Genomic DNA, 25458 nt, shown 5'->3' with positions numbered 1-25458 from the left:
AATTCTAGAGGGTTTTTATTCGAATTTGGATTGTGAGGAGGTGCGCAATGTTTACAGGAATTGTTGAAGAAATCGGAAAGGTCTCACAAATTAAAGGGACGGAAAAGGCGATAACATTAACAATTGAAGCGAATAAAATATTATCGGATGTCCATTTAGGTGATAGTATAGCTGTTAATGGTGTTTGCTTAACCGTTACCCATTTCACATCACAATCTTTTACTGCTGATGTCATGCCTGAAACAATGAAAGCGACTTCATTAAGAAGCCTTCAAGTTCGCTCTCATGTAAATTTAGAACGTGCAATGGCTGCAAATGGGAGATTTGGAGGTCACTTCGTATCTGGGCATGTTGATGGACTTGGAGAAATTATCGGTAAAACAAAAGATGAAAATGCAGTTTACTACGAAATAAAAGTAGAAGAGGAAGTAATGGACTTTATGGTGTTAAAAGGTTCTGTCGCAGTAGATGGAACGAGTTTAACGATATTTGGATTATCAGAACAGACGTTTACACTTTCCCTTATCCCTCATACAATGTCGGAATCCGTTTTAGGAGAAAAAGAAATTGGGGATATCGTAAATATTGAATGTGATATGATAGCAAAATATATTAAAAAATATGTCCAACAACCTTTGAAAGAAACGAGAAAGTCTCCAATTACGAAAGGGTTTCTACAAGAGCACGGATTCAATATGTAAAGGGGATGCTAGTATGTTTCATAAAATTGAAGAGGCAATTGAAGATTTAAAACAAGGAAAAGTGGTTATCGTTGTTGATGATGAAGATAGGGAAAACGAAGGGGATTTTGTCGGGCTTGCCGAATTTGCCTCCTCGGAAATGGTCAATTTTATGGCAACACATGGACGTGGTTTAATATGTGTTCCGATTACAGAAGAGGATGCAAAAAGACTTGAATTAAAACCGATGGTTGAGCAAAATACAGACCCTCACGGAACAGCTTTTACGGTGAGTGTCGATTATAAAACGACAACAACTGGAATTAGTGCATTTGAACGTGCGGAAACGATTAAAGCATTATTGGATGAACAAGTAAAAGCAAGCGATTTTAAAAGACCTGGACATATCTTTCCGCTCATTGCAAAAAAAGGTGGCGTGCTAAGGAGAGCAGGTCATACGGAAGCGGCGGTCGATTTAGCCAAACTTGCCGGTGCAAAACAAGCTGGGGTTATTTGTGAAATTATGAATGAAGATGGTACGATGGCACGAGTGCCGCAACTAAAAAAAATTGCTGCAGATTTCAACTTGAAAATGATTACAATTAAAGATCTTATCGACTTTCGCACGAAAAAAGATAAATTAGTAAAGCGTGAAGTAACGATCGAATTACCGACAGAATATGGGGAATTCCAAGCGGTTGGCTATACGAATGTCATTGATGGAAAAGAGCACGTAGCGTTAGTGAAAGGTGAAATAACTTCTGATGACCCTGTATTAGTTCGAGTCCATTCTGAATGCTTAACAGGGGATGTGTTTGCATCAAACCGATGTGACTGTGGGCCGCAATTACATGCTGCCCTATCCCAAATTGAGGCGGAAGGAAAAGGGGTTCTTCTTTATATGCGTCAAGAAGGACGAGGAATCGGTCTCATTAATAAAATGAAAGCTTATAAACTGCAAGAGACAGGTCTAGATACGGTTGAAGCTAATGAACAATTAGGGTTTGCGCCAGACTTACGGGATTATGGAATTGGGGCGCAAATATTAAAAGACCTAGGGGTTCGTAAAATGCGCCTATTAACAAACAATCCTCGAAAAATTGCAGGACTAGAAGGATACGGTTTATCCATTTATGAACGAGTCCCGATTCAAATGCCAGCGAAGCTTGAAAATGAACGCTATTTAAAAACAAAACAATCTAAATTAGGACATTTTTTACACTTTTAATGGAGGAATAGACATGAAAACATACGAAGGAAATGTTGTAGGTACAGGACTTAAAATCGGAATTGTCGTTGCTAGATTCAATGAATTTATTACAAGTAAATTACTTAGCGGTGCTCTGGATGGGTTAGTTCGACATGGTGTATCAGAAGATGATGTTGAAGTTGCATGGGTTCCAGGTGCATTTGAGCTGCCACTGATCGCAAAAAAAATGGCCGAAACGAAAAAATATGATGCGGTAATCTCATTAGGAACTGTTATTCGTGGCTCTACAACCCACTATGATTATGTTTGTAATGAAGCAGCAAAAGGAATTGCACAAGCGTCTACACAAACTGGTGTTCCGGTCATTTTTGGTGTAATCACAACGGAAAACATTGAACAAGCGATAGAACGAGCTGGAACAAAAGCTGGAAATAAAGGGTATGAATCAGCCGTATCAGCTGTGGAAATGGCGAACTTAATTAAGACCATTTCGTGAAATTTCTTAAAATCAGTTTAAATTAATTTAGAAACTGTATATAATGTTTAAGAGTAGACGTTATATACTAATTTTTACTGGATGCTCTAATCATGTATTTATACTACTTTCTAAGTTAAGAAAGTTCATTTATTAATGAGGGATCTAAAATGTTAGTACGTTACAAAAAAGCGTTTGAAAAAATTGCAATGGGTTTATTGTCCTTTATGCCGAATGAAAAGGATTTAAAGAAGCTTCAGCAAACCATTCAAACGTATGAAACAGACGAACGTTGGCAGTTGTATTTGTGGAAAGATGATGACATCATCGGTGTTATTGGCGTTGAAGTAAAAGATGATCAATCAATTGAGATTCACCATTTATGTGTGAACCCGTCTCACCGACACCAAGGAATCGGCAAAAAAATGGTGAATGCTGTCCGAGACGTCTATAAAGAAAAATCAATAGTTCCTAACGAAATGGTCGCTACATTTTTTGAAAAATGCTTAACAAAAGAAGCAGAGAGTTAATCTCTGCTTCTTTTCTTTTGATCAAGTTTTCGCTGACGTTCTTTCACGACGTCTGTACGATCCCGTAACGAATGTTTATGTAGTAAAAATTGATTGTTTAAATCGCTTGGTGCTCCCCATGTTTTCCCTCTTTGTTTAGCGTATGTTTCACATTTCTTTAGTAAATTTTGATCATATATAGGTAAATGAATACTTTCATATTGTTTACCATGGCGGATGTCATCAAGGCAAACCGATAGTAAAGAAAGTAATTCGTCATAATTGATTCCGAGTGATGTAACGTACCTTTCATTTTTTTGTAAGATGTTAAGCGCACGTTGAAACATTCGCTCTGCTCCAACAAAATTGTTTCGGCGATGATGATACAAACCAACGGCAATTTGAATAAACCCTACCCAATAAGATTTTCGTTCATTTGGTGGGTCTTCTTTCCAAAATTCCTCTAGTATTTCATGACATTCAAAATAATCTCTTTCACAATGAAAATAATACAAATACTGAATAAATGGTTGTGGAATCACATGAAATCTCCTTCTATGAGTACCGTTTTAACTCTAAGTTTAGCATAAGAAATGTCTGTAAGATAGAAGAGGCTGCATGACAAGCATCATTATATGGTTCATGATTATAACTAAGGTAAGCACCGTAGTTGTATTATATATATTTGCTAAAGTCGTATATGTGGATTGTAACAGAATGAGAAAAAAATTAAAATGAACGTAGACTTAGTATGAAATAAGTATTGGAGAACAGGGATATTTGTTCTATACTAGAGTTTAGCTGCTTTTTAAGAGCTGTTTGCGAGGATGGTAAAGCAGAAAACCCTTTTTAATGACTAGTCGTCACGCTTGATATGACTATACAAACTAGGGTGAAAGAAGTTATTTTATGGTGGGATAAATGGTGGAATACCTTGTGAAAATTGATGCATTTGAAGGTCCGTTAGATCTTCTGCTTCATTTAATTAATCGACTTGAAATTGATATATACGACATTCCAGTTTCAGAAATAACAGGGCAGTACGTAGCGTATATCCATACAATGCAAGAACTTGAACTAGATGTTGCTTCAGAATATTTAGTTATGGCAGCAACATTACTCTCCATTAAAAGCCGTATGTTATTGCCACAACAAGAAGAAACGTTAATGGATGATGTACCGGTTGAAGAAGAGGATCCACGGGAGGAACTGGTGAATCGATTAATTGAATATCGGAAGTATAAAGAAGCGGCGATAAAGTTAAAAGCAAAAGAAGAGGAAAGAGCTCAAGTATTTACGAAACCTCCAAGTGATTTAAGTGATTTTGCGATAAATGAACAAGTTGTCAAGCAACAATCAGATGTAACGATTTATGATATGATTGGCGCATTTCAAAAAATGCTCCGGCGAAAAAAGCTTCAAAAACCACTTTCTACACGGATAACAAGACAAGAAATACCGATTGAAAAAAGAATGAATGAAATCATTGAAGATTTACGAATAAATCGGGTGAAGCGTCATTTTTATGATTTATTTCCTGCCCATCAAAAAGAATACTTAGTGGTTACGTTTTTAGCAATTTTAGAATTAATGAAAAAACAATATATTCATATTGAGCAGGAACGAAATTTTTCGGATATTTACATTTATGGGAGTGAAAAAATCGATGAGCTTCGGGATCATTGAATGGAAATCAATACTAGAAGGCCTGTTATTTGCAGCGGGAGATGAAGGGCTTTCACTTAAGCAATTGACTTCTGTTCTTGAGATTGATGAACCAGTAGCTCTTGAAATCATTGAAGATTTAAAACAAGAGTACAGTAAAAAAGAACGGGGGCTTATGTTAATCGAAGTGGCAGGAGTATACCAATTAACGACCAAAAAAGAGCATGCTCCATATTTAAAACGACTTGTCGAATCGCCGGTTAATCAAGGGTTGTCGCAAGCTGCTTTAGAAACATTAGCCATCGTAGCTTATCGACAACCGATTACAAGAATGGAAATCGAGGAAATTCGTGGGGTGAAATCAGAACGGCCGATTCAAACGCTTGTTGCAAAAGGCTTAATTCAAGATGTAGGGAGAAGAGAAGGGGCGGGACGCGCCATTCTCTATGGTACGACAAGAGAATTTCTCGAATATTTCGGATTGAAAACAATTGATGAACTTCCGGCTTTAGCGGAAAATTTGGAAGAAGATTTTGTGCAAGAAGAAGCTGACTTATTCTTTGAAAAATTTCAAGAGGTAGAAACAAGCGGTAAACAATAGTTATCGCTTGTTTTTTTGTGCTCTAATGTAATTAAAAATCCAATCATATCACAAAACTTCATGCATAAACTTGTACAAATCAGACATGTACAAGACGGTTCGGCTAACAATATAAGAGGGACGTGAAGGATGTATGCGATGGATGAAATGGATAGGGTTTTTCTGCCTTGGCCTACTGTTGATGACTAATTTTCCGACGTCATCAGAAGGAGCATTATCTGTTAATGCCGAAAGTGCCATCATGATAGATCAAGATACGGGACGCATTTTTTATGAAAAAGATTCACATAAAAAAATGAGGATTGCTAGCATAACGAAAATTATGACGGCAATCATTGCCATTGAGTCAGGAAAAATGGATGAAGAGGTGACAGTGAGTAAAAATGCTCCATATACAGAAGGCTCTTCGATTTATTTGAAACAAGGGCAAAAAATAAAGTTGCGTGATTTAGTATACGGACTGATGCTCCGTTCCGGCAACGATGCGGCAGTCGCTATAGCCGAGCATGTTGGTGGAAGTTTAGAAGGATTCGTCTATTTAATGAACCAAAAAGCAGAAGAAATTGGCATGATGAATTCACAGTTTCAAAATCCACATGGCTTAGATGATCATGATGATCACTATTCGACTGCCTACGATATGGCGATTTTAACGAAATATGCGATGAAAAATAAGGAATATGAAAAAATTGCAGGGACGAAAGTTCACAAAACAAATGGTGGTGAGTACGTTTGGAAAAATAAAAACAAATTATTGAATTTATATAAATATAGTACGGGTGGGAAGACAGGGTATACGAAGCTTGCTAAACGGACATTAGTTTCAACAGCATCAAAGGATTCACTTCACTTAATAGCGGTAACATTAAATGACCCGGATGATTGGAATGACCATATGAATATGTTTAATAGGGCATTTTCTCAATATATGAACGTGTTAGTGAAAGAAGAAGGATATTTAAAGAACATTGAAGATCCGTTCTATAAAAAGAAAATATATATTGACCGGGAAATTATTTATCCATTAACAGAAGAAGAAAAGGAAGATGTGAAAATTAAATTATCCCTATTAAAACCTGAGAGGGATTGGGATGAACCAAATGATGTACCGAAGATTGTAGGGGAGTTAGCTGTCGTATTACATGATGAGAAGATTGAAGAGGTTCCAATCTATTTCGATCGAGAAAAAATGGCAGCAGAGCAAAAAAACTTTTTCGATCACTTTAAAGACATGTTTTCAGCTATGACAGGTGTCATTTACGATGGTTAATCTGATTTGGGTAGGACTTGCGTTGGTCGGTATTGTCTTTTCCTTTTTTAATGGAACGGTTGAACAAGTAAATAAGGCGATTTTTGATGGAGCAAAAGAAGCCGTAACGATTTGTATCGGACTCATTAGTGTACTCGTTTTTTGGTTAGGGCTGATGAAAATTGCTGAAAAATCAGGCTTGTTAAATAAAATTAGTCAGCTATTTCGTCCGGTTGTGTCTCGGTTATTCCCAGAAGTTCCTTCGAATCACCCTGCGATGGGATATATTTTATCGAATATGATTGCGAATATGTTTGGTTTAGGGAATGCCGCCACACCACTTGGTATTAAAGCAATGGAGCAATTAAAAATATTAAATGGAAATCAAGATAAAGTTTCTAATAGTATGATTACGTTTCTAGCAATAAATACTTCAAGTTTAACTATCATTCCGACAACCGTTATTGCGATCAGAATGACATATGGATCTAATAATCCGACAGACATTGTTGGAACAACTCTTCTTGCAACGATTTGTTCTACAATTGGAGCCATCCTCATTGATCGGTATTTTCGATTTCGTAGAAATGGGCGAGGAGGGATAGAATAATGGAAGCGATCAATTTAATTTCATTGTGGTTGATACCATTGATCATTGGGTTTATATTAATATACGGGACAATGAAGAAAGTTGAAACATACGAAGCGTTTGTTGAAGGTGGAAAAGAGGGAATCGATATTGCCTTCTCCATTATTCCTTACTTAGTTGGAATGCTCGTATCTATTTCCATTTTTCGTGCTTCAGGGGCAATGGACTACATCATCCAATTATTACAGCCCGTACTAAGCATGATTCATGTACCTTCTGAAGTCGTTCCCCTTGCCCTTATCAGACCGATATCAGGTACTGCTGCTTTAGGAATGACGACAAATATTATTTCTACTTATGGACCCGATTCCTTTATTGGACGCTTAGCAGCTACGATGCAAGGAAGTACAGATACGACTTTATACGTCCTTACTGTTTATTTTGGTGCAGTAGGAATTAAGAAGATGGGAGATGCGCTAAAAGTTGGACTTCTAGCAGATTTAATTGGAATCGTGGCAGCTATCATAGTCGTAACGCTCGTTTTTTCATCATAATACACGTATTTCGCCTTTTACGTATTAAAAATGGTATATTAGTAAAATAGCGCCTAATCTCAGGCGTGTTTTTGTTTTACCCAATCGAATAAGCTTTAAAATTAGGTGAGCAGTTATCTGTGTGAATATGGATGGGGAAAATGATTAAGAAAATGAGAGAAGATTTGAATGTGGTTGTACAAATTGGAAGAAAGAATTACTATTATTTAGAGGTGATACGATGGAACGTTTACAAAAAGTGATTGCACATGCAGGCATTGCATCAAGAAGAAAAGCTGAACAACTCATTTTGGACGGAAAAGTGAAAGTGAATGGAAAAATCGTGCGAGAATTAGGTGTGAAAGTATCCGACCAAGATCGTGTTGAAGTAGAGGGGATACCGGTGGAAAGAGAGGAGCCCGTCTATTTTATGTTGTACAAGCCAAAAGGCGTCATTTCAAGTGTGAAGGATGATAAAGATCGAAAAGTAGTGACCGACTTTTTAGAAGGAATCGAACAGCGTGTTTACCCAATCGGTCGTCTTGATTATGATACATCTGGCTTACTATTATTAACGAACGATGGTGAATTTGCGAATTTACTTATGCATCCACGATACGAAATTGAAAAAGTGTATGTGGCGAAAGTGAAAGGAATCCCGAATAAAACAGAATTAAAACAATTGGAAAGAGGTGTCATGTTAGAAGATGGCATGACAGCACCAGCACGAGTGAAAATGATGTCCATTGATAAGAAAAAACAAACGGCTATTGTTGAAATAATGATACATGAAGGCCGAAATCGTCAAGTAAGAAGAATGTTTGAGCGAATTGGCCATCCTGTTTTAAAGCTAAAGCGTGAACGATTTGCGTTTTTAGATTTACGAGGATTAAGACCGGGTGACGTTCGAGAATTATCTCCACATGAAGTGAAACGTTTAAGGCAAATTGCCGAGCATGGAAGGGATAAGCGATAAATTCACATAACCGTCAAAAATGTGGTCAATTTGTGAACAGAAAAAAATGATATAATGATACGGAATGCATTGTTAAAGGAGTTTGACTCATGAAAAGAAATCGACTCATCATGCGCTCAGCTATTTTATTTATATTACTAGCCGCACTAGGTTATACGTTATATGCAAATTTTATTGTTAGTAAAGAAAAAGTTCAAGTAGGTTCAAAAGCCCCTGATTTTGTCCTAAACGATTTACAGGGAGATTCGTACAAGCTATCTGATTTTGCTGGCAAAGGTGTATTTATAAACTTTTGGGGAACATGGTGTGAACCGTGTAAACGAGAAATGCCCTATATGGAAAGACAATACAAACATTATAAAAATGAAGGTGTTGAAATATTAGCGATTAATGTCGGTGAATCAAAAATCGCTGTTGAAAATTTTGCGAATCAACACGGATTAACTTTTCCAATTGTACTCGATAAAAAGATGGAAGTATTAAATGCATATGGTGTAGATCCACTACCGACTACCTTTTTAATCGATAAAAATGGAAAGGTTGTCAAAATTATTACAGGGCAAATGACAGAGCGAGATGTAAGTAATTATATGGAATTAATTAAACCTTAGATAGGGAGTTTTCAACATGAAGGAAATAAAATGTGAATGCGGTCATGTGAACCCTCTTGGAACCGTTCTTTGCGAAAATTGTGGGCGCTCTATCGGTGAGGAAAATCAAGACACGAAACAAATGCTTGATATGCGATATGATGGAAGTGCAAGAAGGTCGCAAACGTATAACAAAACATTCATTGATAAGATTTGGAACTTTTTCTCCTCTGTAAAAGTAGGCGTTTGGCTTATTATTATTACGTTGATTGCTTCGGCGATCGGTACGATCTTTCCACAAGAAATGTACATTCCGCCGAATGTACCTCCAGAAGAATTTTACCGTGATGAGTATGGGGTCTTCGGGCAAGCTTATTATGTATTAGGCTTTCATAATTTATATGGATCTTGGTGGTATATGATTTTAGTTGCATCCATCGGTGTATCACTCGTAATATGCAGTTTGGATCGTGTCATTCCCCTATACCGAGCTTTAAAAAAGCAAGGCATTACACGTCATGAATCTTTTTTAAAGCGACAACGGTTATATAGTGAATCAGTCGTCGAAAATGTGGAAGAAACGATGCAACTTGTAAAATCAAAATTACAGGCGAAACGATACAAAGTACGCGAAGAAAATGGAAACATATTAGCAGAGAAGAATCGCTTTTCACGATGGGGACCTTATGTCAATCATATCGGTTTAATCATTTTCTTATTTGGTGTCATGCTTCGGTACGTACCGGGAATGTATGTGGATGAAGTATTGTGGTTAAGAGAAGGTGAAACGCGAGAAATTCCTGGAACAGACGGAACGTATTATTTAGAAAATCATCAATTTATTTATGAAACGTACTCGGCGGAAAAAGAAAAAGATGTGTTTCAAGAGGCAATTACTCGTGTAGGTGATGGAGAAGTAGTCAAGAATTATCAGACCAATGTGACGCTTTATAAAAAGGCGGAAGATACATTGCCTGGTCAGGAAGCTGAATTACATAAAATAAAAGATGATGAAATTCGTGTAAACGAGCCACTTAAGTTTGAATCATTTGCTCTTTATCAAGTGGACTACCGATTAAGTGAATTAAATCAAATGAAGTTTGAATTAATTGATAAAGACACTGAAACGAGTTATGGACAAATAACGGTTGATTTACTAAACCCTGAGAGGTCATACGACTTAGGAGATGGCTATAAAGTTGAGATTGCCAGCTATTTACCTGACTTTTATTTTGATTCAGAAGGAAATCCTGCGACAAAGACAAGAATGCCGAACAACCCGGCATTCGTATTTAAAATGATTACACCTAATAATCCAGAAGGTGAGACAAGCTTTGTTGCCATTCAGCAGACGATTGAACCAAATGATAACAACAAGTATAAAATGAAATTTGCTGGTGTAAAATCAGTGAATGTGACCGGTCTAACAGTCCGAAAAGATTTAACACTATGGATTCTTGGCATCGGTGGTGCTATTTTTATGATTGGCGTCATTCAAGGCTCTTATTGGCATCATCGTCGTATTTGGATTCGGAAAGATGGACAGAAAGTACACGTTGCAGGACATACAAACAAAAACTGGTTTGGCTTAAAGAAAGAAATTGAAATAGTTATTGATGGTACAATGATTCAAGAGCCCGTCGATCAAAAACAATTAAAGGAAGCCTAATAAGTAGGAGGGAATGACGTGGCACAACTAAGTAGTAATTTATTGTATATCGCGTTTTTTATGTATTTAATTGGAACTTTGTTTTTTGCCGGTGCGATACGAGATAAAAGAAAAGAATACGACAAACAAAACAGATGGGCCCGAATCGGGTTTCTCATTACCATTGCCGGCTTTCTTGCACAAATTGGGTATTTTATCACACGTTGGGTAGCAGCAGGTCATGCACCTGTGAGTAATTTGTTTGAGTTTACAACCTTTTTTGGAATGATGCTTGTTGGGGCGTTTATAATCCTTTATGCTATTTATAAAACAGCTCCGCTCGGCTTGTTTACATTACCGATTGCACTATTATTAATTGCTTATGCAAGCATGTTTCCTACTGAAATTAGTCCATTAATTCCAGCTCTTCAAAGTGATTGGTTAAAAATACATGTAACGACAGCTGCTGCTGGGCAAGCCATTTTGGCGGTTAGCTTTGTTGCTGGAGTTCTCTATTTAGTCAAAGCGGTTGATCAATCAAAACCTTCTAAAAAAACATTTTGGCTAGAAGCTGTTATGTTCGTTGTTGTGACTACGTTAGCCTTTATTATCATATCTTCTACATTTCGTGCAATAGGATATGAAGCGGTATATAAATGGATTGATAAAAATGGTGTAGAAAGTGAAATGGTATACTCGATGCCTGCTCTTATCGGCCCAAATGAGGGAGAGCTTTTAACAGAGGGAAAGTTGGAAGCATTTTTGGAGGTTCCGGCTATTATATCGGCAAGAAAGCTTAATACTGTCATTTGGTCGACAATGGTAGGATTTGTGTTATACGGTTTCATTCGTCTTATTCTACGAAAGCGCATTTCACAAGCGTTACAGCCATTTGTGAAAAACTTGAACTTAGATATTGTTGATGAAATTGGCTACCGTTCTGTTGCCATCGGATTTCCTGTTTTTACATTAGGGGCATTAATCTTTGCGATGATATGGGCACAAATTGCTTGGACTCGTTTTTGGGGATGGGACCCGAAAGAAGTATGGGCTCTTATCACATGGCTGTTTTATGCAGCATTCTTACATTTAAGGCTATCAAGAGGCTGGCACGGAGAACGGTCTGCCTGGTTGGCAGTAATTGGGTTTGCTATTATTATGTTTAATCTAATATTTGTAAACTTAGTGATTGCTGGATTGCATTCATATGCATAATAAGAAGGGAAGCAATTAGGGAAAACCTCTTAAAAATTGAAAATCTAAAATGTTGATCAATCAGCATTTTAAACTGTAAAAGGGGCATCCAAGGCCGAAAAAATCGACTAATTGGACAGCCCCTTTTTAAAAAGTTGGTATGAAGGAGGAATAATGAATGGAACAGTTACAAGAAGGCAAAATTTTAGTTGTTGACGATGAAGAAAGAATTCGTCGTTTATTGAAGATGTACTTAGAACGAGAAAACTATCAGATTGAAGAGGCTGAAAATGGGGACGAAGCGCTTGAAATGGCACTCAATCAAAATTATGATTTAATCATTTTAGATATAATGATGCCGGGTATGGATGGTGTTGAGGTTTGTCGTTTGATTCGAGAGAAAAAAGCGACCCCAATCATTATGTTAACTGCAAAAGGGGAAGAAGCGAATCGTGTGCATGGGTTAGAAGCTGGTGCTGATGATTATATTGTTAAACCATTTAGCCCGCGAGAAGTTGTCCTAAGGGTGAAGGCGATATTAAGACGCTCTTCTCCTACGAGTTATTTAAAAACAGACGCAACGGCGAAAAATATCATTGTATTTCCTTACTTAACTATTGACCACGATGCACATCGTGTAACAGCAGGTGGCAATGAAGTAAATTTAACACCTAAAGAATACGAATTACTATACTTTTTAGCGAAATCACCAGATAAAGTGTATGATCGTGAAAAATTGCTAAAGGAAGTGTGGCAATATGAATTTTTTGGTGACTTACGAACCGTCGATACACATGTTAAACGATTAAGGGAAAAGTTAAATAAAGTATCACCTGAAGCGGCGAAAATGATTGTAACGGTTTGGGGTGTCGGTTATAAATTTGAGGTTGTGGGTGAATGATGTTTTGGCGAAGTGTTGTCGTGAAGCTATGGGGAACGATTTTACTCCTCGTATCCTTCACCCTATTAATATTAACAATGCTCTTGTTACAATTTATGCAAAATTACCATATTGATGCAGCGAAGAAAGAGTTAACAACTTTAGCAGGTAAAATGTCGATTATATTAGAAAACCATGATGACGAAGAATTAGCTCGATCACTAGCCGTAGATCTATCTGATGAACAAACGAATGTGTTAATTGTCGAAGACCCATCGCAATATTGGAAGTCTCCTGATATTGGCAAGCTTGCGCCGCAATTTACGATTCAAGATATTTTTGCTGATCCAAAGCTATCGGAAGCATTTTATCAGCATAAAGAGATTAGTGTTGTAAAAGCACATGAGTCTTCTAATTCATCTGATCATAAAGAAAATGAGATGATTATTGTCGGGATTCCTTACGAAAAAAATGGGGAATATGGATCTGTTTTTGTTGCCAGGCCACTACTTGCCATTAATGAAACTACGAAACAGACGACAAAATATATTTTATTAGCTGCCGGGATTGCGATCATTTTAACAACGATATTCGCTTTTTTCTTGTCTTCGAGAATTACATATCCGCTCCGAAAAATGAGGGAAGTGGCGATTGAACTCGCAAATGGGAAGTTTAATACGAAAGTTCCGAAGCTTACACACGATGAAATCGGAGAACTAGCGGTCTCCTTCAATCAAATGGGAAAGCAAGTTCAATTTCATATGAATGCTTTAAGACAAGAAAAAGAACAATTATCCAATATATTAAGTAGTATGGCTGATGGTGTTATTACGTTAAATATTGATGGCACAATACTTGTCACAAACCCACCAGCGGAACGTTTTTTACAAGCGTGGTATTATGAACAAGAAATGAACGTTGAAAAAGGGGAAGAGCTCCCGCCTAAAGTAAAAGAATTGTTTCAGCAAGTAGCCTCTACACAACGAGAACAAGTAACGGAAGTTCAATTGCAAGGTCGAACATGGGTTGTTATTATGAGTTCCTTATACAATCAATCGAATGTTAGAGGAGCTGTCATTGTTCTCCGAGATATGACGGAAGAAAGAAGATTGGATAAATTACGTAAAGATTTTATTGCGAATGTATCACACGAATTAAGAACACCGATTTCGATGCTACAAGGGTATAGTGAAGCTATTTTAGATGATATTCCAACAAGCGAAGAAGAACGTAAAGAAATTGTTCAAGTAATTTATGACGAATCATTACGTATGGGGCGTCTTGTCAATGACTTACTTGATTTAGCACGAATGGAAGCAGGACATATATCTTTAAACTATGAGCGTATACCATTCCATCCATTTATCGAGAAAGTAGTAAGGAAATTCCAAAAACCAGCAAAGGAAAAAGAAATTGAATTAACAGTTCATTGGATGAATGAAGTAAATGAGGGATTTTTTGATCCTGATCGAATCGAGCAAGTGCTAACAAATTTAATCGATAATGCGATTAGACATACAAAAAGTGGTGGTTTTGTAAAATTAACGATTCAAGAAACAGATAATGGACTGAAATTGGATGTACAGGATAGCGGAAGTGGGATTAGTAAAGAAGATTTACCTTTCGTATTCGAACGCTTCTATAAAGCGGATAAGGCGAGAACGAGAGGCAGGTCTGGAACGGGTCTTGGCCTTGCGATTGCCAAAAACATCGTTGATGCCCATAACGGAAACATTCACGTACATAGTAAAGTTGACGAAGGCACCACTTTTAGTATTTATCTCCCGAAAAATCAGTAGATGGTCGTAGCTTTACAAATATGTCTTTTGCTTATTCGTAAAATTCTATAAAATGAAATGTAAAGAAGTGAAATTGGGGAGGGAGATTGGATGAATATTTATACAAAAACGGGTGATAAAGGGCAAACGAGTATTATTGGAGGACGTGTTGATAAAGACGATTTACGTGTACAAGCATATGGAACGATCGATGAGCTCAATGCTTTTATTGGATTAGCGATGACAAAATTGACAAGTGAGCCGTTTCGTGATATTTATAACGAGTTAGAAAAAATTCAACATGAATTATTTGATTGCGGTGGGGATTTAGCCGTTGTTTATGAGAAACAAAAGAATCCATTTAAAACAACGGAAGAGATGGTGCAGTTTTTAGAACAAAGAATTGATGAATACGTAAAAGAAGCTCCACCACTTGAACGATTTATTTTACCAGGTGGAACAGAAGCAGCAAGCACCATTCATATTGCACGAACGATAGCTAGAAGAGCAGAACGAATGATTGTTTCACTACAAAAAGTTGAAAAAATACATGAACCGGTATTAAAATATATGAACCGACTTTCCGATTATTTATTTGCGTTAGCTCGTGTCATTAATAACCGTTCAGGTAAAAAAGATATTGAATATGAACGTAGTGCGATAGTTTTTCGTTCGAAAAAACAATAGGGTCACAATAGTGGGCCCTTTCTTTTTGTCTAATTTTAACAGTTGCTAAATATGAGAGGAATGATCAGACGCATTTCATTGTCATTCGGATCTCGATCGTCATTAGCCTTTTGATCCGAACGGACGTCCTCCCTTTGAGCACACTCGAGTGATGTAACTTTTTTACCGTCTCTTTCGACAAATACTTTGAACGGAGGGTAATACATGGAGGATGCTTTCGAGCAGCTTTATGAAAAGTATCACCATGATCTTTTTCAATTTTTATTCTACATGGTGAAAGATAAAAATGTTGCCGAAGATTTAGTACAAGATGTGTATATAAAAGTATTAAAATCTTACAATCGTTTTGAAGGAAGAAGTAGCGAAAAGACATGGCTGTTTTCAATTGCACGCCATGTTGCCATAGATTATTTCCGGAAACAAAAATCTCTCCGTCAGCGCATACTTGAAAAGTTTGATTTTGAAAAAACATCTATCATGGACGAAGGCCCGTTACCGGAAGAAATTGCAATTGAGCGTGAGGACATTCAGTTATTATATAAAGCGCTTGATGCATGTAATGTGAATCAAAGATCCGTTATTTTATTACGTTATTTTAAAGATTTGTCGATCTCCGAAACAGCATCTATATTAGGGTGGACAGAAAGTAAAGTGAAGACGACCGCGCATCGGGCCATTAAGTCATTAAAAAAAGAAATGGAACGGATTAAAGACGAACAGGAGGTCGATTCCCATGACCAAAAACTTTCGGTGGAATGACGACAATGTGAAGCAATTGTTGAATGAATTGCCTAAAATCGAAGATACGAGGGGAAAGAAGGAGATTTGGGTACAAATTCAACATCGAAAGCGTAAAAAACAACTGTATTGGCTCTTCCCTACTTTTAGTTTTGCTGCGCTTCTCTTGTTTGTCTATATTTCCTTTCCCTCATTGTTTTACAATGAAGAGCAAGCAACGGAAATGAGTGGTGCATCATTAGCTGAGGAAAGCCGTGCACACAAATATTCAAAAGAAATGGCACCACTTTCGTCAGCAAAGGATACACTCGGTCCTCAACAGACTTACGTTGTTCACGAGAATACATCTCAAATTGTGACAGTTGGTTTTTTGGATGAAACAAATGAAATTGTCATACCCGTTAGCTTTATTGGAAATGGCAAGGAACCACCTGCAAATCAAGTTCAACATTTAATACAACAATTTAATGATGAAGAATACGGACTTGAAACGAATGAACTAGAGAATACGGAAATGTTTGACGTCGACTCTATCGTACAGATGAATGTTCCACCTGAAAATATTAAAAACATGACGTACGATAGGCAAACATTTAAAAACATACTCCGCGAAACATTTAGGTGGCAACATTACGATAAAGTCAAATTGTTTACCAATCATCAACCCGGTATTCAACTTCCAATCGGTGATAAAGTGACGGAGGTGAATATCGAGCAATTATTAAAGAAAGGCTATTTTCTTTTTCAACCTGAAGATGTGAATCGTTCGTTTTTAGTCCCATCCTCCCAGTCATATGAGACAATTGGTGAAGCTTTTCAAGCAATGAAAAGGGGAGACCGACAAATTAATTCAGCATTAAGTCCGACAATTTTACCGGATATTGTGATTGAGAAGGTTGAAGCAGACCAACAGCTATTAAAAGTTACTTTTGAAGAAGTCACAGACTTCTTGAATGAAGATGCGGCGATTATTATGATTGAAGCAATGCTTATGACAGCAAAAGAATTTGGTTTTAACTATGTTAAGTTTGAAGGGTTAAATCGAGCATATATTGGCGAAATGGATGTTACAGGGCCAATAAAGGTCCCCTATTCTCCTAATCCTGTATCTATACACGACTTTTCTTAAGTAGAAAAGAGTTGATTATCCATTTTCTGCTTTCTATTATTATAAAAAGGGATCAAACCTGCCTTTAAGTTTGATCCCTTTTTATAAACCTTTATCCCACTCTTAACGGGCGGTAAAACCCCTACCTCAAGATTCTGTAGAAAAGCAAAGAAGATAGGTGGGGGACAAATGCCCGTAAAGGTCCGAAAAAAATGAACACAGACTAAGAGCGCCACATCCTGTGGGTCACAAGGGCCTTTAGGCATCCCGCAGGGACTAACATTTAGTGGGGGATGAAAAAACCCCCACTGAATGAAGTTTCACTTTATCATGTAGGAAAAAATTCTGGGGGAATCAACATCTATTCACTTACTCGCCCGAATTTCCTTTATCTCCTACTGAAATGGTACAGTTGTACGCCACTTTAGCGAAGCTCTCACATTTTTGTTCTTAGCTGTTAACGAATGCACGGAAGCTGTTTTCAAAAAGGTGTGTAAATTTTTTATGGTTTTCTTTGACTAGCTTTAAGTATTCATCTGTATGAGGTACCATTACTTTTCGACTCTGACGCACATGATCGAAATAGGCTTCACTGTTTTCGATCATTTTTTCTTCCACTCGATCGATTAGGTCTAAAGATGCTTGATAGGGAGTTAACGCAAGTTTTTCTAACTGGGTAGCAAGGTCGAGTATTTGTTTTTGACTATCTTTAGATGATTGATCTACATTACCTGTAGCATTATTTACGAATTCAGTTGCCATAGCAGTGTTTACTTTGCTTGCTTCTGTATAAAGGCTTTTTAACGTATTACGAAATTCTTTTGAAAATTTTGTTGCTTCTTTTAATGCACTTAAATAGGCATCCTGTTGTTTAATGTCAAAATTTCTTGCACGGTTTAATTCAGACTCATATACATCCCATAGTCCATCAACAAATGAGTCTGTTACATATTTTTCTTCTTTATTTGTTGCTGTCTTTCTTTGTGTCATTTGAATTCCTCCCCTTATTAGTGGTAGATTGTTTCTCTATAGTGTCCTCCTTCGGAAAAGAAGGTAAATAGAGCTCAAGGATACTTGAATACATATTAAAAAATTGATCGAGCAAGGTTTGATAATGTTCCAGTTGGTTTGCATATGTTTTTAAGTAATCTTTCCCAGATTCAGTAATGGAGTAAAGGCGCTTGGCTGGGCCGCTTCCTGTTGTATCCCATTCTGAAATGACTAAGTTATCATTTTCAAGACTACGTAACAAACGATACAAATTCCCTTGATCGAGCGTTTGAAAACCAAAAGAGTGCAACTTTTGAATTAATTCGTAACCATGAAGGGACATTCGACTCAGCAGTAATAAAATAAATGGTAAAATAAAGTTTTTAGAAGGACTAACTGAAAATTCTTTTTTATCTTTAGTCACAAAAAACACCTCAATAATTTTTTGCTTATATATGTATTTTACACATATAGGTGGTGTTTTGTAAAGAGAATAGTTTTAAAACGATTAAATAGTGTGAATTTTCTAATCGTAGAGGTGTATAATCCTTTTTCTGTTTTTTTATGTATGAAATAACAAATAGACAAACACACTAGTAATGTACGAGAAACTAAGGGTCAATAGGTTACAAATAACTGATGGAAGCACTTGGCTTCAAAACTTCAAGGTGAAATATTGAACGGGAGGATTTATATGTTTTTGCAGATTTACCGTACATTAAGTAGATTGGTATTACTAGGATTGTTTTTTTGCATTCTAATGCTTCAATCTTTGGAACCATTGGCAGAAACTAATTCGAAGATGAATATAGATGGGTGGGTAAAGCCGATTGACGGTGTTTTAACCGATAAATTCGGAACAAGGAATGGAAAACATAAGGGAATTGACATTGGTGCAAAAGAAGGAGAACAGGTTAAAAGTGTTGATGGAGGTCGCGTAAATCGTTCTTATTATTCAGATTCGTACGGTCATGTTATTTTCATTCTTCATCAAAGTGGAATTGAAACGGTATATGCTCACTTAAGTGAACGCCATGTTGCTGAAGGAGACATAGTGAAAAAAGGTCAAGTAATTGGTATAGTTGGAAGCACGGGTATTTCGACTGGTACTCATCTTCATTTTGAAGCACATCAAGGTAGCTGGACTTTTGATAAAAAGAATGCATTTGATCCATTACTTGCCTTAAATGAAACGGATTATGGTGGAGTGGCAGAGGTAACTAGTCAAGTGAAAATTGTTGTCGTGAAACATGGAGATACATTGTGGAGAATATCTAATCAATACAATGTTTCAGTGGATAAGTTAATGAAGTGGAACGGTTTATCTTCACACACAATTTATCCAAATCAAGAGTTGATGATTTATACATAAGTGGAAGCCCCTTAATTGACTTTGAACTAAATCAGAGAGAGTTATGTAGGTTTCGTCAAATGTCCACAGCTTTTTTGACATTTTTAAACTTGAGGGAAGATCTTTTCAAAACGAAAAATAAAAGCCAGTCGAAATCCATTCGCCTGGCTTTTTACATTATAAATAAATCGTCCGTATTGAAACAATATCGTCAAATGAAGACAATTTTTGAATTAATGCTTCATCAAGCGGTTTATCAAAGGATAGCATCATAATTGCTTCTCCGCCTGCTTCTTTTCGTCCAACTTGCATTGTCGCAATGTTGACATGATGTTCACCTAAAACATTTCCAACGCGACCAATGACACCAGGTTGGTCAATATGTTGGATATATAGTAAAACACCTGTTGGATAGAAGTCAATGTCATATCCATTAATTTCGATTATTCTTTCACCGAAATGAGGGATGTATGTCGCTTTAACATTAAAAGAATTTGTTTCTCCTTTAATTGTAATACTTATACAATTTTCATATCCTGAAGTGTTAGAGACAATCTTTTCACTATAGTTAATACCACGTTCACTTGCAATAATACCAGCGTTCACTTCATTGACAGTAGAAGCAATACGTTCATTTAAAAAGGCAGAGAGAAAGCTTTTTGTAATAAAAGCGGTTTCTAATTCACCTACAGAACCTTCGTAAGCAATTTCAATTTCTGCTACAGGCTCTTTCATACATTGAGATCCGAGTGAGCCAATTTTTTTGGCAAGCTTATAAAATGGTTGGATCTTTTCGTATATTTCTTTTGATAACGTTGGTAAGTTAATGGAAGAAGATACAGGATGTCCATCTAAAAATTTCAGCACTTCCTCTGCGACTTGAGATGCCACATTTAACTGAGCTTCTTTCGTTGAAGCACCTAGATGTGGTGTGACAATCACTTGTTCATATTCAAGAAGCTTATTATGAACAGGTGGTTCAACTTCAAACACATCTAGGGCAACACCTCGTACGTGTCCTTTTTCAATAAATTCAATCAGTGCTTCTTCATCAATAATGCCACCGCGAGCACAGTTTAATAAATACACACCTTGCTTTGTCTTTGCTAGATTTTCTTTTCCTAATAGTCCTCTCGTCTCTTTTGTTAGAGGAGTATGCACTGTAATGATATCTGCATTTGTTAGCAATTCGTCTAATGAGTAGCTGTTAACGCCAATTTTTTTCGCACGCTCTTTCGTTAAAAATGGATCAAATACATGAACGGTCATACCAAAAGCCTTTGCCCGTTTAGCAATTTCTCCCCCGATGCGTCCGAGACCGATTATACCGAGTTCTTTTCCGTAGAGCTCAGTACCAACATAGGCCGACCGATTCCATTCTCCGGACTTAACCGATACATTCGCTTGGGGAATATGCCGTAATAGTGCCATCATCATAGCAAATGTATGTTCAGCTGTTGAAATCGTATTCCCATTAGGCGCATTAATGACAACGATTCCGTGTTTTGTAGCAGCCTCCACATCGATATTATCAACGCCGACTCCTGCTCGACCGACAATTTTTAAATTTGTCATTTTTTCTAATAAATCATTCGTCACTTTTGTAGCGCTTCGTACTAATAGTGCATCAAAACGAGTTAAATCTTCTACTTCGTCAATCTTTTTTTGAACAACTTGCACATTTGAAGACTCCAATAATGGCTTTAAACCGATAGAACTAATGGCATCAGAAACAAGTACATGGAACATTTAGCTAATCCCCCTAATGTTAGTAAGTATCGCAATAATGAAATTTCTGATAATTTTAACTTACTAAAGTTACTTTTGTCAAGGTTTAAAACTTTACAGATTGAAAGCGTTTACGTTATTTGTATTTCATGTTTTTAAGAAAAAAAACAATTTAAAAGAAAAAAAGCTGTTTTATTCACAATCAAGGTAGAATTATGTATAATTATCTTGAAAACAAAATATTTGGTTCATCTTCGGGGCAGGGTGAAATTCCCGACCGGCGGTAAAGAATCGTGATTCTAGAGCCCGCGAGCCGTAAGTGGCAGGATCTGGTGAAATTCCAGAGCCGACAGTATAGTCTGGATGGGAGGAGATGAAGGTTCACACGTTTGAAAAATGGTTTATTCAAACGTTTATTTGGCCTGCAATTCTCCCTCTACATCATATTGTAGAGGGTTTTTATTTCCATTTTTGCTTGGTCACTTTGAACCTTCCTTCTTTTTTAAGGTGAATCTTAAAAGGAGAGAGGGAAAATATGTTTCAATCAAAAGCGTTTAAACTTGTATTTATTGGTGTTTTAAGCAGTATTTCATTTATTCTAATGGTGTTAAACTTTCCGTTGCCAGGTTTACCACCGTATTTAAAAGTTGACTTTAGTGATATTCCAGCAATTATTGCACTCATTATGTTCGGCCCTGTAGCAGGTATCATTGTTGAGGCTATTAAAAACATTCTTCACTTTTTTATTCAATCAAGTGCAACGGGTGTACCTATAGACCAAGCAGCGAATTTTATTGCAGGCGTTTTTCTCATTATTCCGTTTTCTTTTATTTTTAAGAAAATGCGATCATTAAAAGGAGCGGTTATTGGATTAGTAGTAGGGACGATCTTTATGACTGTAGGAATGGCCTTGTTAAACTACTTTGTTATTCTTCCTGCTTACACCTATTTCTTAAATATGCCACAAATGCAATCGCATGATGTAAAATTATTAATTATAACAGGTATTTTACCGTTTAATTTAATAAAAGGATTACTCGTTACAACATTGTTTTATTTCTTATATCATAAACTCATTCGACCAATGGAGTATAAGCTTCATCGTAAAATCCCTGCCTAATGCAGAGATTTCGTTTGGAATAAAAAAATCCCTGACACTCATGCAGGGATTTTTTTAGTCTATTCAAATTTTAAGGCGTCGCCGTCAAATGGTTCATCTGCTACTTTAATAGAATCAGTAGGACATCCTTCAAATGCGTCCATCATATCTTCTTCAAGGATTTCAGGTATTTCAACAATTCCTTGGTTATCATCTAATGTGACAAATGCAATCCCTTCATCATCATAATCATAAATATCTGGAGCTGCTGCACCACAAGCGCCACAAGCGATACAAGTATCTTTGTCTACAATTGTATATTTAGCCATCAAAAACCCTCCCAAAAAATTTAGCAGTTAAATCCTGCGTATTAAAAAATATTTTAACTTCAATAGATCGTTGTCTTTCATCTAGTTGAAGAATGGAAACATGAACCTTAACCATATTGTAAAATGGAATAACAAACATTTCAATAGTAAAGTCATTGAGAATCCTTATCACACAAGGGGTTGGGGAAATTCTACTATCTACATTACGTAGTTTGTCACCATTTGTTGTTCCAAATCTGATAAAATAATGGCATACAATCGAAAAATGTCAAATTATCTAAGGTGATGTGGGTGAGTCATTCTTTTTTTAATATTATTACGCTATTTTTGATTAAAAAGTTCCGACATGAACGAACCATTTCAGCGGTTTATCATTTATTAAAAGGGAAACGATCATCACAAACCATCCAAGATGGGATAATCTTTCATGTTTCGAATTTCTTTGGCTTATTCCCGACACTTAATCGACAAACATTGATGGACAGTATTGAATACTTGAAAAAAAACGCGTTTATTGAAAAAATCGAGCAAAATCAGTATTGTCTAACAAAAGTGGGTGATAATGAGTTATTCGAGCAGCTAAAAAAATCTCCGATCCCACAATCATTAAATGGATGGACCTATTCAAATGAAACGGGTCTTTTTTGGAACCGATTCGCTTTGCTTGTACAAACACTATCGAACTTATCTTATGGTCATAAAAACTATATTCCACTATCACAACAATTGGATGTATTACAATTTGTTAAAACGTATATTTTTTCACTCCCTTATACGAAACAACAATTAGTCAATGAACTTTACAAAGAGCTACATCATTTATTAAAAAATAAACACGAAAAAGATGCTCAAATTTTTATGTATCGATTAACAGGTTACAAAAGAATTGGGATGACAAACGAACAAATTGCCAATAAGATGAATGAGGATTCAACATATATATATATTCGTTTTGTTGCTACCATTCATTATATATTAATGACAATACAAGAAAAACCGGTTCAGTTTCCGATTATAGCTGGTATTATGAACGGTCAAATAAAAAAACATACGTTAACCGCTTCCACACAATTAACGTATTCCTACTGGCAAAAGGGGTATAACATTGATGAAATCGCACAAATCCGAAACTTAAAGCATAGTACAATTGAAGATCATTTTGTTGAAATTGCCTTAAATGTTCCTAATTTTAATGTGTCTAGTTTTCTACATCAAGATGACATTGAAAAAATTTGGCGAAAAATGAGGGAGTTGAAAACGAGTAAACTTAGGATCATTAAAGAAAGTTTACAAAATCAATATAGTTATTTCCATATTCGTCTCGCCATGGCGATTGCCGCTAAGGGGGAAGCGTAATGGAGAAAGTTGAACAATTATTACATAATAAATTTGGATATCGAACATTTCGACCTGGTCAAAAGGATATCATTGACGAGATTATAAGAGGAAAAGATGTAATTGGATTATTGCCGACAGGTGGAGGGAAGTCACTTTGTTACCAGCTTCCAGGCTATGTATTAAAAGGAGCGGTTTTAATCGTATCACCTCTACTTTCTTTAATGCAGGATCAAGTACAGCAGTTGCAACTATTTGGTGAAAAACGAGTTGTTGCCATTAATAGTATGTTAGATCAAGAAGAGCGACATTTCGTGTTTCAGACACTCGATTCCTATAAATTTATTTTCGTTTCTCCAGAAATATTACAGGTCGAATTTATATTAAAACGATTGAAGCAAGCTCGCATTTCATTGTTTGTCGTCGATGAAGCTCACTGTATTTCACAGTGGGGGCACGATTTCCGCCCCGACTATTCAAAGCTAGGTGAAGTGCGCAAGCAACTAGGTGATCCTCCTTGTCTTGCATTAACAGCGACGGCCACGAAGGAAGTAATTGCAGATATTGTGACAAGCCTTTCCTTAAGGCACCCACGCTATCACATACATTCGATGAATCGTTCAAATATTGCCTTCTCAATTGAAAAGTGTGAAAGCGTTGAAGAGAAGATGGCACGACTTGTGAAATGGATGTATGAGCTTGATGGCTCTGGTATAGTTTATTGCTCGAGCCGTTCGTGGACCGAAACAATAACTAAGCATTTAAAAGAAAGCGGAATTGAGAGTGTCGCATATTATCACGGTGGAATGAGTAAAGAGGATCGTCAATTAATTCAACAACAATTTATCTATGATGAACTTTCTTATATTATTGCGACGAACGCTTTCGGTATGGGCGTTAATAAACCGAATATTCGTTTTGTCATCCATTTCCATATTCCGCAAAGCTTTGAAGCGTATATTCAAGAAATAGGGAGAGCTGGAAGAGATGGTGAAAATAGCATTGCTATAATGTTATGGGCAAATGGTGATGAACAAGTACCAAAATCACTTATCGAATCAGAAGTGTTACCAACATCATCTATTCAACATGTCTTATCCTTTCTCACTCAACATTCACGTCTTAACCAAAAACAATTTTTGAAAGAGGAAGAGTGGACGCAGCTAGGACTTTCTGAAACAGGTTGGCGCTATCTTGATCACTTAATTCGACAAGTGAAGGAGCTATCTCCACAAAACATGCTCGAAACAATTCAACTTAACATGAAAGAAAGATTCACTATTAAAGAGCAAAAACTACAAGCCTTTATATCTTGGATACATGAAAAAACATGCCGACGTAAAACGCTTCTTACTTATTTCGGTGAAGAGTTGGAGGAAAAGCCGGAAAATTGCTGCGACATTTGTCAAATCAATATGGATGTATATAAACGAATGAATCAACTAGAGGATACAAAGCATTTCATGGATTGGAAACAAGAATTAAGGCGGATGTTTCGCCAAAGTGAGTGATAAAT

The 25458-nt window shown here is 36.6% G+C and carries 27 protein-coding genes and 1 riboswitch; of the genes, 22 read left to right on the top strand and 5 right to left on the bottom strand.

The window, feature by feature from the left end:
* Positions 1-47: 47 nt before the first annotated feature.
* From ribE to MLD65_RS01720, 4 genes are all read left to right on the top strand, one after another.
* Positions 48-701, top strand: a complete 654-nt coding sequence (ribE, locus tag MLD65_RS01735; protein ID WP_243290120.1) for a riboflavin synthase — start codon at positions 48-50, stop codon at positions 699-701.
* A 13-nt stretch (positions 702-714) separates the two neighbouring features.
* Positions 715-1908 (top strand): bifunctional 3,4-dihydroxy-2-butanone-4-phosphate synthase/GTP cyclohydrolase II, encoded by a 1194-nt coding sequence (locus MLD65_RS01730; protein WP_243290119.1) that lies wholly within the window; start codon positions 715-717, stop codon positions 1906-1908.
* 13 nt (positions 1909-1921) lie between these two features.
* A complete protein-coding gene (gene ribH / locus MLD65_RS01725; protein WP_243290118.1) occupies positions 1922-2386 on the top strand; it encodes a 6,7-dimethyl-8-ribityllumazine synthase in 465 nt (154 codons plus the stop codon).
* 149 nt (positions 2387-2535) lie between these two features.
* Positions 2536-2895, top strand: a complete 360-nt coding sequence (locus MLD65_RS01720; RefSeq protein ID WP_243290117.1) for a GNAT family N-acetyltransferase — start codon at positions 2536-2538, stop codon at positions 2893-2895.
* Here the strand turns inward: MLD65_RS01720 and MLD65_RS01715 are convergent.
* The gene (locus tag MLD65_RS01715; RefSeq protein WP_243290116.1) at positions 2892-3416 is read right to left on the bottom strand and encodes a DUF309 domain-containing protein; all 525 of its coding nucleotides are present in this window, start codon (positions 3414-3416) and stop codon (positions 2892-2894) included. The two genes, MLD65_RS01720 and MLD65_RS01715, sit on opposite strands and share 4 nt — an antisense overlap.
* A 379-nt stretch (positions 3417-3795) precedes the next feature.
* Here MLD65_RS01715 and MLD65_RS01710 point away from each other — a divergent pair, with 379 nt between their 5' ends.
* The 14 genes from MLD65_RS01710 to MLD65_RS01645 all read left to right on the top strand — a co-directional run bounded on the left by MLD65_RS01710 (position 3796) and on the right by MLD65_RS01645 (position 17131).
* Positions 3796-4560, top strand: a complete 765-nt coding sequence (locus MLD65_RS01710; RefSeq protein ID WP_243290115.1) for a segregation/condensation protein A — start codon at positions 3796-3798, stop codon at positions 4558-4560.
* The gene (gene scpB / locus MLD65_RS01705) at positions 4541-5140 is read left to right on the top strand and encodes an SMC-Scp complex subunit ScpB (protein ID WP_243290114.1); all 600 of its coding nucleotides are present in this window, start codon (positions 4541-4543) and stop codon (positions 5138-5140) included. The genes MLD65_RS01710 and scpB overlap by 20 nt, the downstream gene beginning before the upstream one ends.
* 133 nt (positions 5141-5273) lie before the next feature.
* The gene (locus tag MLD65_RS01700) at positions 5274-6410 is read left to right on the top strand and encodes a D-alanyl-D-alanine carboxypeptidase family protein (RefSeq protein WP_481748481.1); all 1137 of its coding nucleotides are present in this window, start codon (positions 5274-5276) and stop codon (positions 6408-6410) included.
* Positions 6403-6999 (top strand): nucleoside recognition domain-containing protein, encoded by a 597-nt coding sequence (locus MLD65_RS01695; RefSeq protein WP_243290112.1) that lies wholly within the window; start codon positions 6403-6405, stop codon positions 6997-6999. The genes MLD65_RS01700 and MLD65_RS01695 overlap by 8 nt, the downstream gene beginning before the upstream one ends.
* Complete coding sequence (locus tag MLD65_RS01690) at positions 6999-7532, top strand: spore maturation protein (RefSeq protein WP_243290111.1); 534 nt, start codon at positions 6999-7001, stop codon at positions 7530-7532. Before MLD65_RS01695 ends, MLD65_RS01690 begins: the two co-directional genes overlap by 1 nt.
* A 220-nt stretch (positions 7533-7752) precedes the next feature.
* Positions 7753-8487 carry a pseudouridine synthase gene (locus MLD65_RS01685; RefSeq protein WP_243290110.1) on the top strand — a complete coding sequence of 245 codons (735 nt, stop codon included), beginning with the start codon at positions 7753-7755 and terminating at the stop codon, positions 8485-8487.
* An 89-nt stretch (positions 8488-8576) separates the two neighbouring features.
* Entirely contained in the window at positions 8577-9098 is a 522-nt protein-coding gene (gene resA / locus MLD65_RS01680; protein ID WP_243290109.1) for a thiol-disulfide oxidoreductase ResA, read from the top strand.
* 16 nt (positions 9099-9114) lie between these two features.
* Positions 9115-10746 (top strand): cytochrome c biogenesis protein ResB, encoded by a 1632-nt coding sequence (resB, locus tag MLD65_RS01675; protein ID WP_243290108.1) that lies wholly within the window; start codon positions 9115-9117, stop codon positions 10744-10746.
* A gap of 18 nt (positions 10747-10764) precedes the next feature.
* Positions 10765-11940 carry a c-type cytochrome biogenesis protein CcsB gene (ccsB, locus tag MLD65_RS01670; protein ID WP_243290107.1) on the top strand — a complete coding sequence of 392 codons (1176 nt, stop codon included), beginning with the start codon at positions 10765-10767 and terminating at the stop codon, positions 11938-11940.
* Between the two features lie 157 nt (positions 11941-12097).
* Positions 12098-12820, top strand: coding sequence for a response regulator transcription factor (locus MLD65_RS01665; RefSeq protein ID WP_243290106.1), 723 nt, complete (start codon positions 12098-12100; stop codon positions 12818-12820).
* Positions 12817-14598: an ATP-binding protein gene (locus MLD65_RS01660; protein WP_243290105.1), complete on the top strand. Its 1782-nt coding sequence runs from the start codon at positions 12817-12819 to the stop codon at positions 14596-14598. The genes MLD65_RS01665 and MLD65_RS01660 overlap by 4 nt, the downstream gene beginning before the upstream one ends.
* Before the next feature lie 90 nt (positions 14599-14688).
* The gene (locus MLD65_RS01655; protein ID WP_243290104.1) at positions 14689-15264 is read left to right on the top strand and encodes a cob(I)yrinic acid a,c-diamide adenosyltransferase; all 576 of its coding nucleotides are present in this window, start codon (positions 14689-14691) and stop codon (positions 15262-15264) included.
* Positions 15265-15468: 204 nt separating this feature from the next.
* The gene (sigX, locus tag MLD65_RS01650; RefSeq protein WP_243290103.1) at positions 15469-16023 is read left to right on the top strand and encodes an RNA polymerase sigma factor SigX; all 555 of its coding nucleotides are present in this window, start codon (positions 15469-15471) and stop codon (positions 16021-16023) included.
* Entirely contained in the window at positions 15998-17131 is a 1134-nt protein-coding gene (locus MLD65_RS01645; RefSeq protein WP_243290102.1) for a hypothetical protein, read from the top strand. The genes sigX and MLD65_RS01645 overlap by 26 nt, the downstream gene beginning before the upstream one ends.
* Before the next feature lie 429 nt (positions 17132-17560).
* On the opposite strand, the gene MLD65_RS01640 is transcribed toward MLD65_RS01645, so the two are convergent.
* The gene (locus tag MLD65_RS01640) at positions 17561-18100 is read right to left on the bottom strand and encodes a hypothetical protein (protein ID WP_243290101.1); all 540 of its coding nucleotides are present in this window, start codon (positions 18098-18100) and stop codon (positions 17561-17563) included.
* Entirely contained in the window at positions 18072-18524 is a 453-nt protein-coding gene (gene phaQ / locus MLD65_RS01635) for a poly-beta-hydroxybutyrate-responsive repressor (RefSeq protein WP_243290100.1), read from the bottom strand. Before phaQ ends, MLD65_RS01640 begins: the two co-directional genes overlap by 29 nt.
* Positions 18525-18794: 270 nt before the next feature.
* Between phaQ and MLD65_RS01630 the strand changes: the two genes are divergently transcribed.
* Positions 18795-19472 carry a peptidoglycan DD-metalloendopeptidase family protein gene (locus MLD65_RS01630; protein ID WP_243290099.1) on the top strand — a complete coding sequence of 226 codons (678 nt, stop codon included), beginning with the start codon at positions 18795-18797 and terminating at the stop codon, positions 19470-19472.
* A gap of 156 nt (positions 19473-19628) precedes the next feature.
* Here the strand turns inward: MLD65_RS01630 and serA are convergent, their stop codons facing one another.
* Complete coding sequence (gene serA / locus MLD65_RS01625; protein WP_243290098.1) at positions 19629-21200, bottom strand: phosphoglycerate dehydrogenase; 1572 nt, start codon at positions 21198-21200, stop codon at positions 19629-19631.
* 225 nt (positions 21201-21425) lie between these two features.
* Positions 21426-21558: riboswitch (FMN riboswitch) on the top strand.
* Between the two features lie 156 nt (positions 21559-21714).
* Between serA and MLD65_RS01620 the strand changes: the two genes are divergently transcribed.
* Entirely contained in the window at positions 21715-22299 is a 585-nt protein-coding gene (locus MLD65_RS01620; RefSeq protein WP_243290097.1) for an ECF transporter S component, read from the top strand.
* A 59-nt stretch (positions 22300-22358) separates the two neighbouring features.
* Here the strand turns inward: MLD65_RS01620 and MLD65_RS01615 are convergent, their stop codons facing one another.
* On the bottom strand, positions 22359-22607 hold the full coding sequence (locus tag MLD65_RS01615) for a ferredoxin (protein ID WP_243290096.1): 249 nt from the start codon (positions 22605-22607) through the stop codon (positions 22359-22361).
* Positions 22608-22898: 291 nt separating this feature from the next.
* Here MLD65_RS01615 and MLD65_RS18215 point away from each other — a divergent pair, with 291 nt between their 5' ends.
* A complete protein-coding gene (locus MLD65_RS18215; protein WP_243290095.1) occupies positions 22899-23963 on the top strand; it encodes a YpbB family protein in 1065 nt (354 codons plus the stop codon).
* Positions 23963-25453, top strand: coding sequence for a RecQ family ATP-dependent DNA helicase (locus MLD65_RS01605; RefSeq protein ID WP_243290094.1), 1491 nt, complete (start codon positions 23963-23965; stop codon positions 25451-25453). Before MLD65_RS18215 ends, MLD65_RS01605 begins: the two co-directional genes overlap by 1 nt.
* The last annotated feature ends 5 nt before the right edge of the window (positions 25454-25458 follow it).

This window comes from Bacillus sp. FJAT-47783 (assembly GCF_022808615.1).
In the GTDB taxonomy this organism is placed as follows: domain Bacteria; phylum Bacillota; class Bacilli; order Bacillales; family Aeribacillaceae; genus Bacillus_BZ.
This window is presented reverse-complemented; position numbering and strand designations above follow the sequence as displayed.

What these genes read in the sequence shown, in the direction of transcription:
- MLD65_RS01605 (WP_243290094.1), top strand. Translation starts at nt 23,963, where the DNA reads ATGGAGAAAGTTGAACAATTATTACATAATAAATTTGGATATCGAACA.
- sigX (WP_243290103.1), top strand. Translation starts at nt 15,469, where the DNA reads ATGGAGGATGCTTTCGAGCAGCTTTATGAAAAGTATCACCATGATCTT.
- MLD65_RS01665 (WP_243290106.1), top strand. Translation starts at nt 12,098, where the DNA reads ATGGAACAGTTACAAGAAGGCAAAATTTTAGTTGTTGACGATGAAGAA.
- MLD65_RS01720 (WP_243290117.1), top strand. Translation starts at nt 2,536, where the DNA reads ATGTTAGTACGTTACAAAAAAGCGTTTGAAAAAATTGCAATGGGTTTA.
- serA (WP_243290098.1), bottom strand. Translation starts at nt 21,200, where the DNA reads ATGTTCCATGTACTTGTTTCTGATGCCATTAGTTCTATCGGTTTAAAG.
- MLD65_RS01660 (WP_243290105.1), top strand. Translation starts at nt 12,817, where the DNA reads ATGATGTTTTGGCGAAGTGTTGTCGTGAAGCTATGGGGAACGATTTTA.
- MLD65_RS01620 (WP_243290097.1), top strand. Translation starts at nt 21,715, where the DNA reads ATGTTTCAATCAAAAGCGTTTAAACTTGTATTTATTGGTGTTTTAAGC.
- ribE (WP_243290120.1), top strand. Translation starts at nt 48, where the DNA reads ATGTTTACAGGAATTGTTGAAGAAATCGGAAAGGTCTCACAAATTAAA.
- MLD65_RS01695 (WP_243290112.1), top strand. Translation starts at nt 6,403, where the DNA reads ATGGTTAATCTGATTTGGGTAGGACTTGCGTTGGTCGGTATTGTCTTT.
- MLD65_RS01730 (WP_243290119.1), top strand. Translation starts at nt 715, where the DNA reads ATGTTTCATAAAATTGAAGAGGCAATTGAAGATTTAAAACAAGGAAAA.
- MLD65_RS01630 (WP_243290099.1), top strand. Translation starts at nt 18,795, where the DNA reads ATGTTTTTGCAGATTTACCGTACATTAAGTAGATTGGTATTACTAGGA.
- MLD65_RS01645 (WP_243290102.1), top strand. Translation starts at nt 15,998, where the DNA reads ATGACCAAAAACTTTCGGTGGAATGACGACAATGTGAAGCAATTGTTG.
- MLD65_RS01685 (WP_243290110.1), top strand. Translation starts at nt 7,753, where the DNA reads ATGGAACGTTTACAAAAAGTGATTGCACATGCAGGCATTGCATCAAGA.
- MLD65_RS01615 (WP_243290096.1), bottom strand. Translation starts at nt 22,607, where the DNA reads ATGGCTAAATATACAATTGTAGACAAAGATACTTGTATCGCTTGTGGC.
- MLD65_RS01700 (WP_481748481.1), top strand. Translation starts at nt 5,274, where the DNA reads ATGCGATGGATGAAATGGATAGGGTTTTTCTGCCTTGGCCTACTGTTG.
- MLD65_RS01690 (WP_243290111.1), top strand. Translation starts at nt 6,999, where the DNA reads ATGGAAGCGATCAATTTAATTTCATTGTGGTTGATACCATTGATCATT.
- MLD65_RS01710 (WP_243290115.1), top strand. Translation starts at nt 3,796, where the DNA reads ATGGTGGAATACCTTGTGAAAATTGATGCATTTGAAGGTCCGTTAGAT.
- ribH (WP_243290118.1), top strand. Translation starts at nt 1,922, where the DNA reads ATGAAAACATACGAAGGAAATGTTGTAGGTACAGGACTTAAAATCGGA.
- MLD65_RS01655 (WP_243290104.1), top strand. Translation starts at nt 14,689, where the DNA reads ATGAATATTTATACAAAAACGGGTGATAAAGGGCAAACGAGTATTATT.
- resA (WP_243290109.1), top strand. Translation starts at nt 8,577, where the DNA reads ATGAAAAGAAATCGACTCATCATGCGCTCAGCTATTTTATTTATATTA.
- scpB (WP_243290114.1), top strand. Translation starts at nt 4,541, where the DNA reads ATGAGCTTCGGGATCATTGAATGGAAATCAATACTAGAAGGCCTGTTA.
- MLD65_RS01640 (WP_243290101.1), bottom strand. Translation starts at nt 18,100, where the DNA reads ATGACACAAAGAAAGACAGCAACAAATAAAGAAGAAAAATATGTAACA.
- resB (WP_243290108.1), top strand. Translation starts at nt 9,115, where the DNA reads ATGAAGGAAATAAAATGTGAATGCGGTCATGTGAACCCTCTTGGAACC.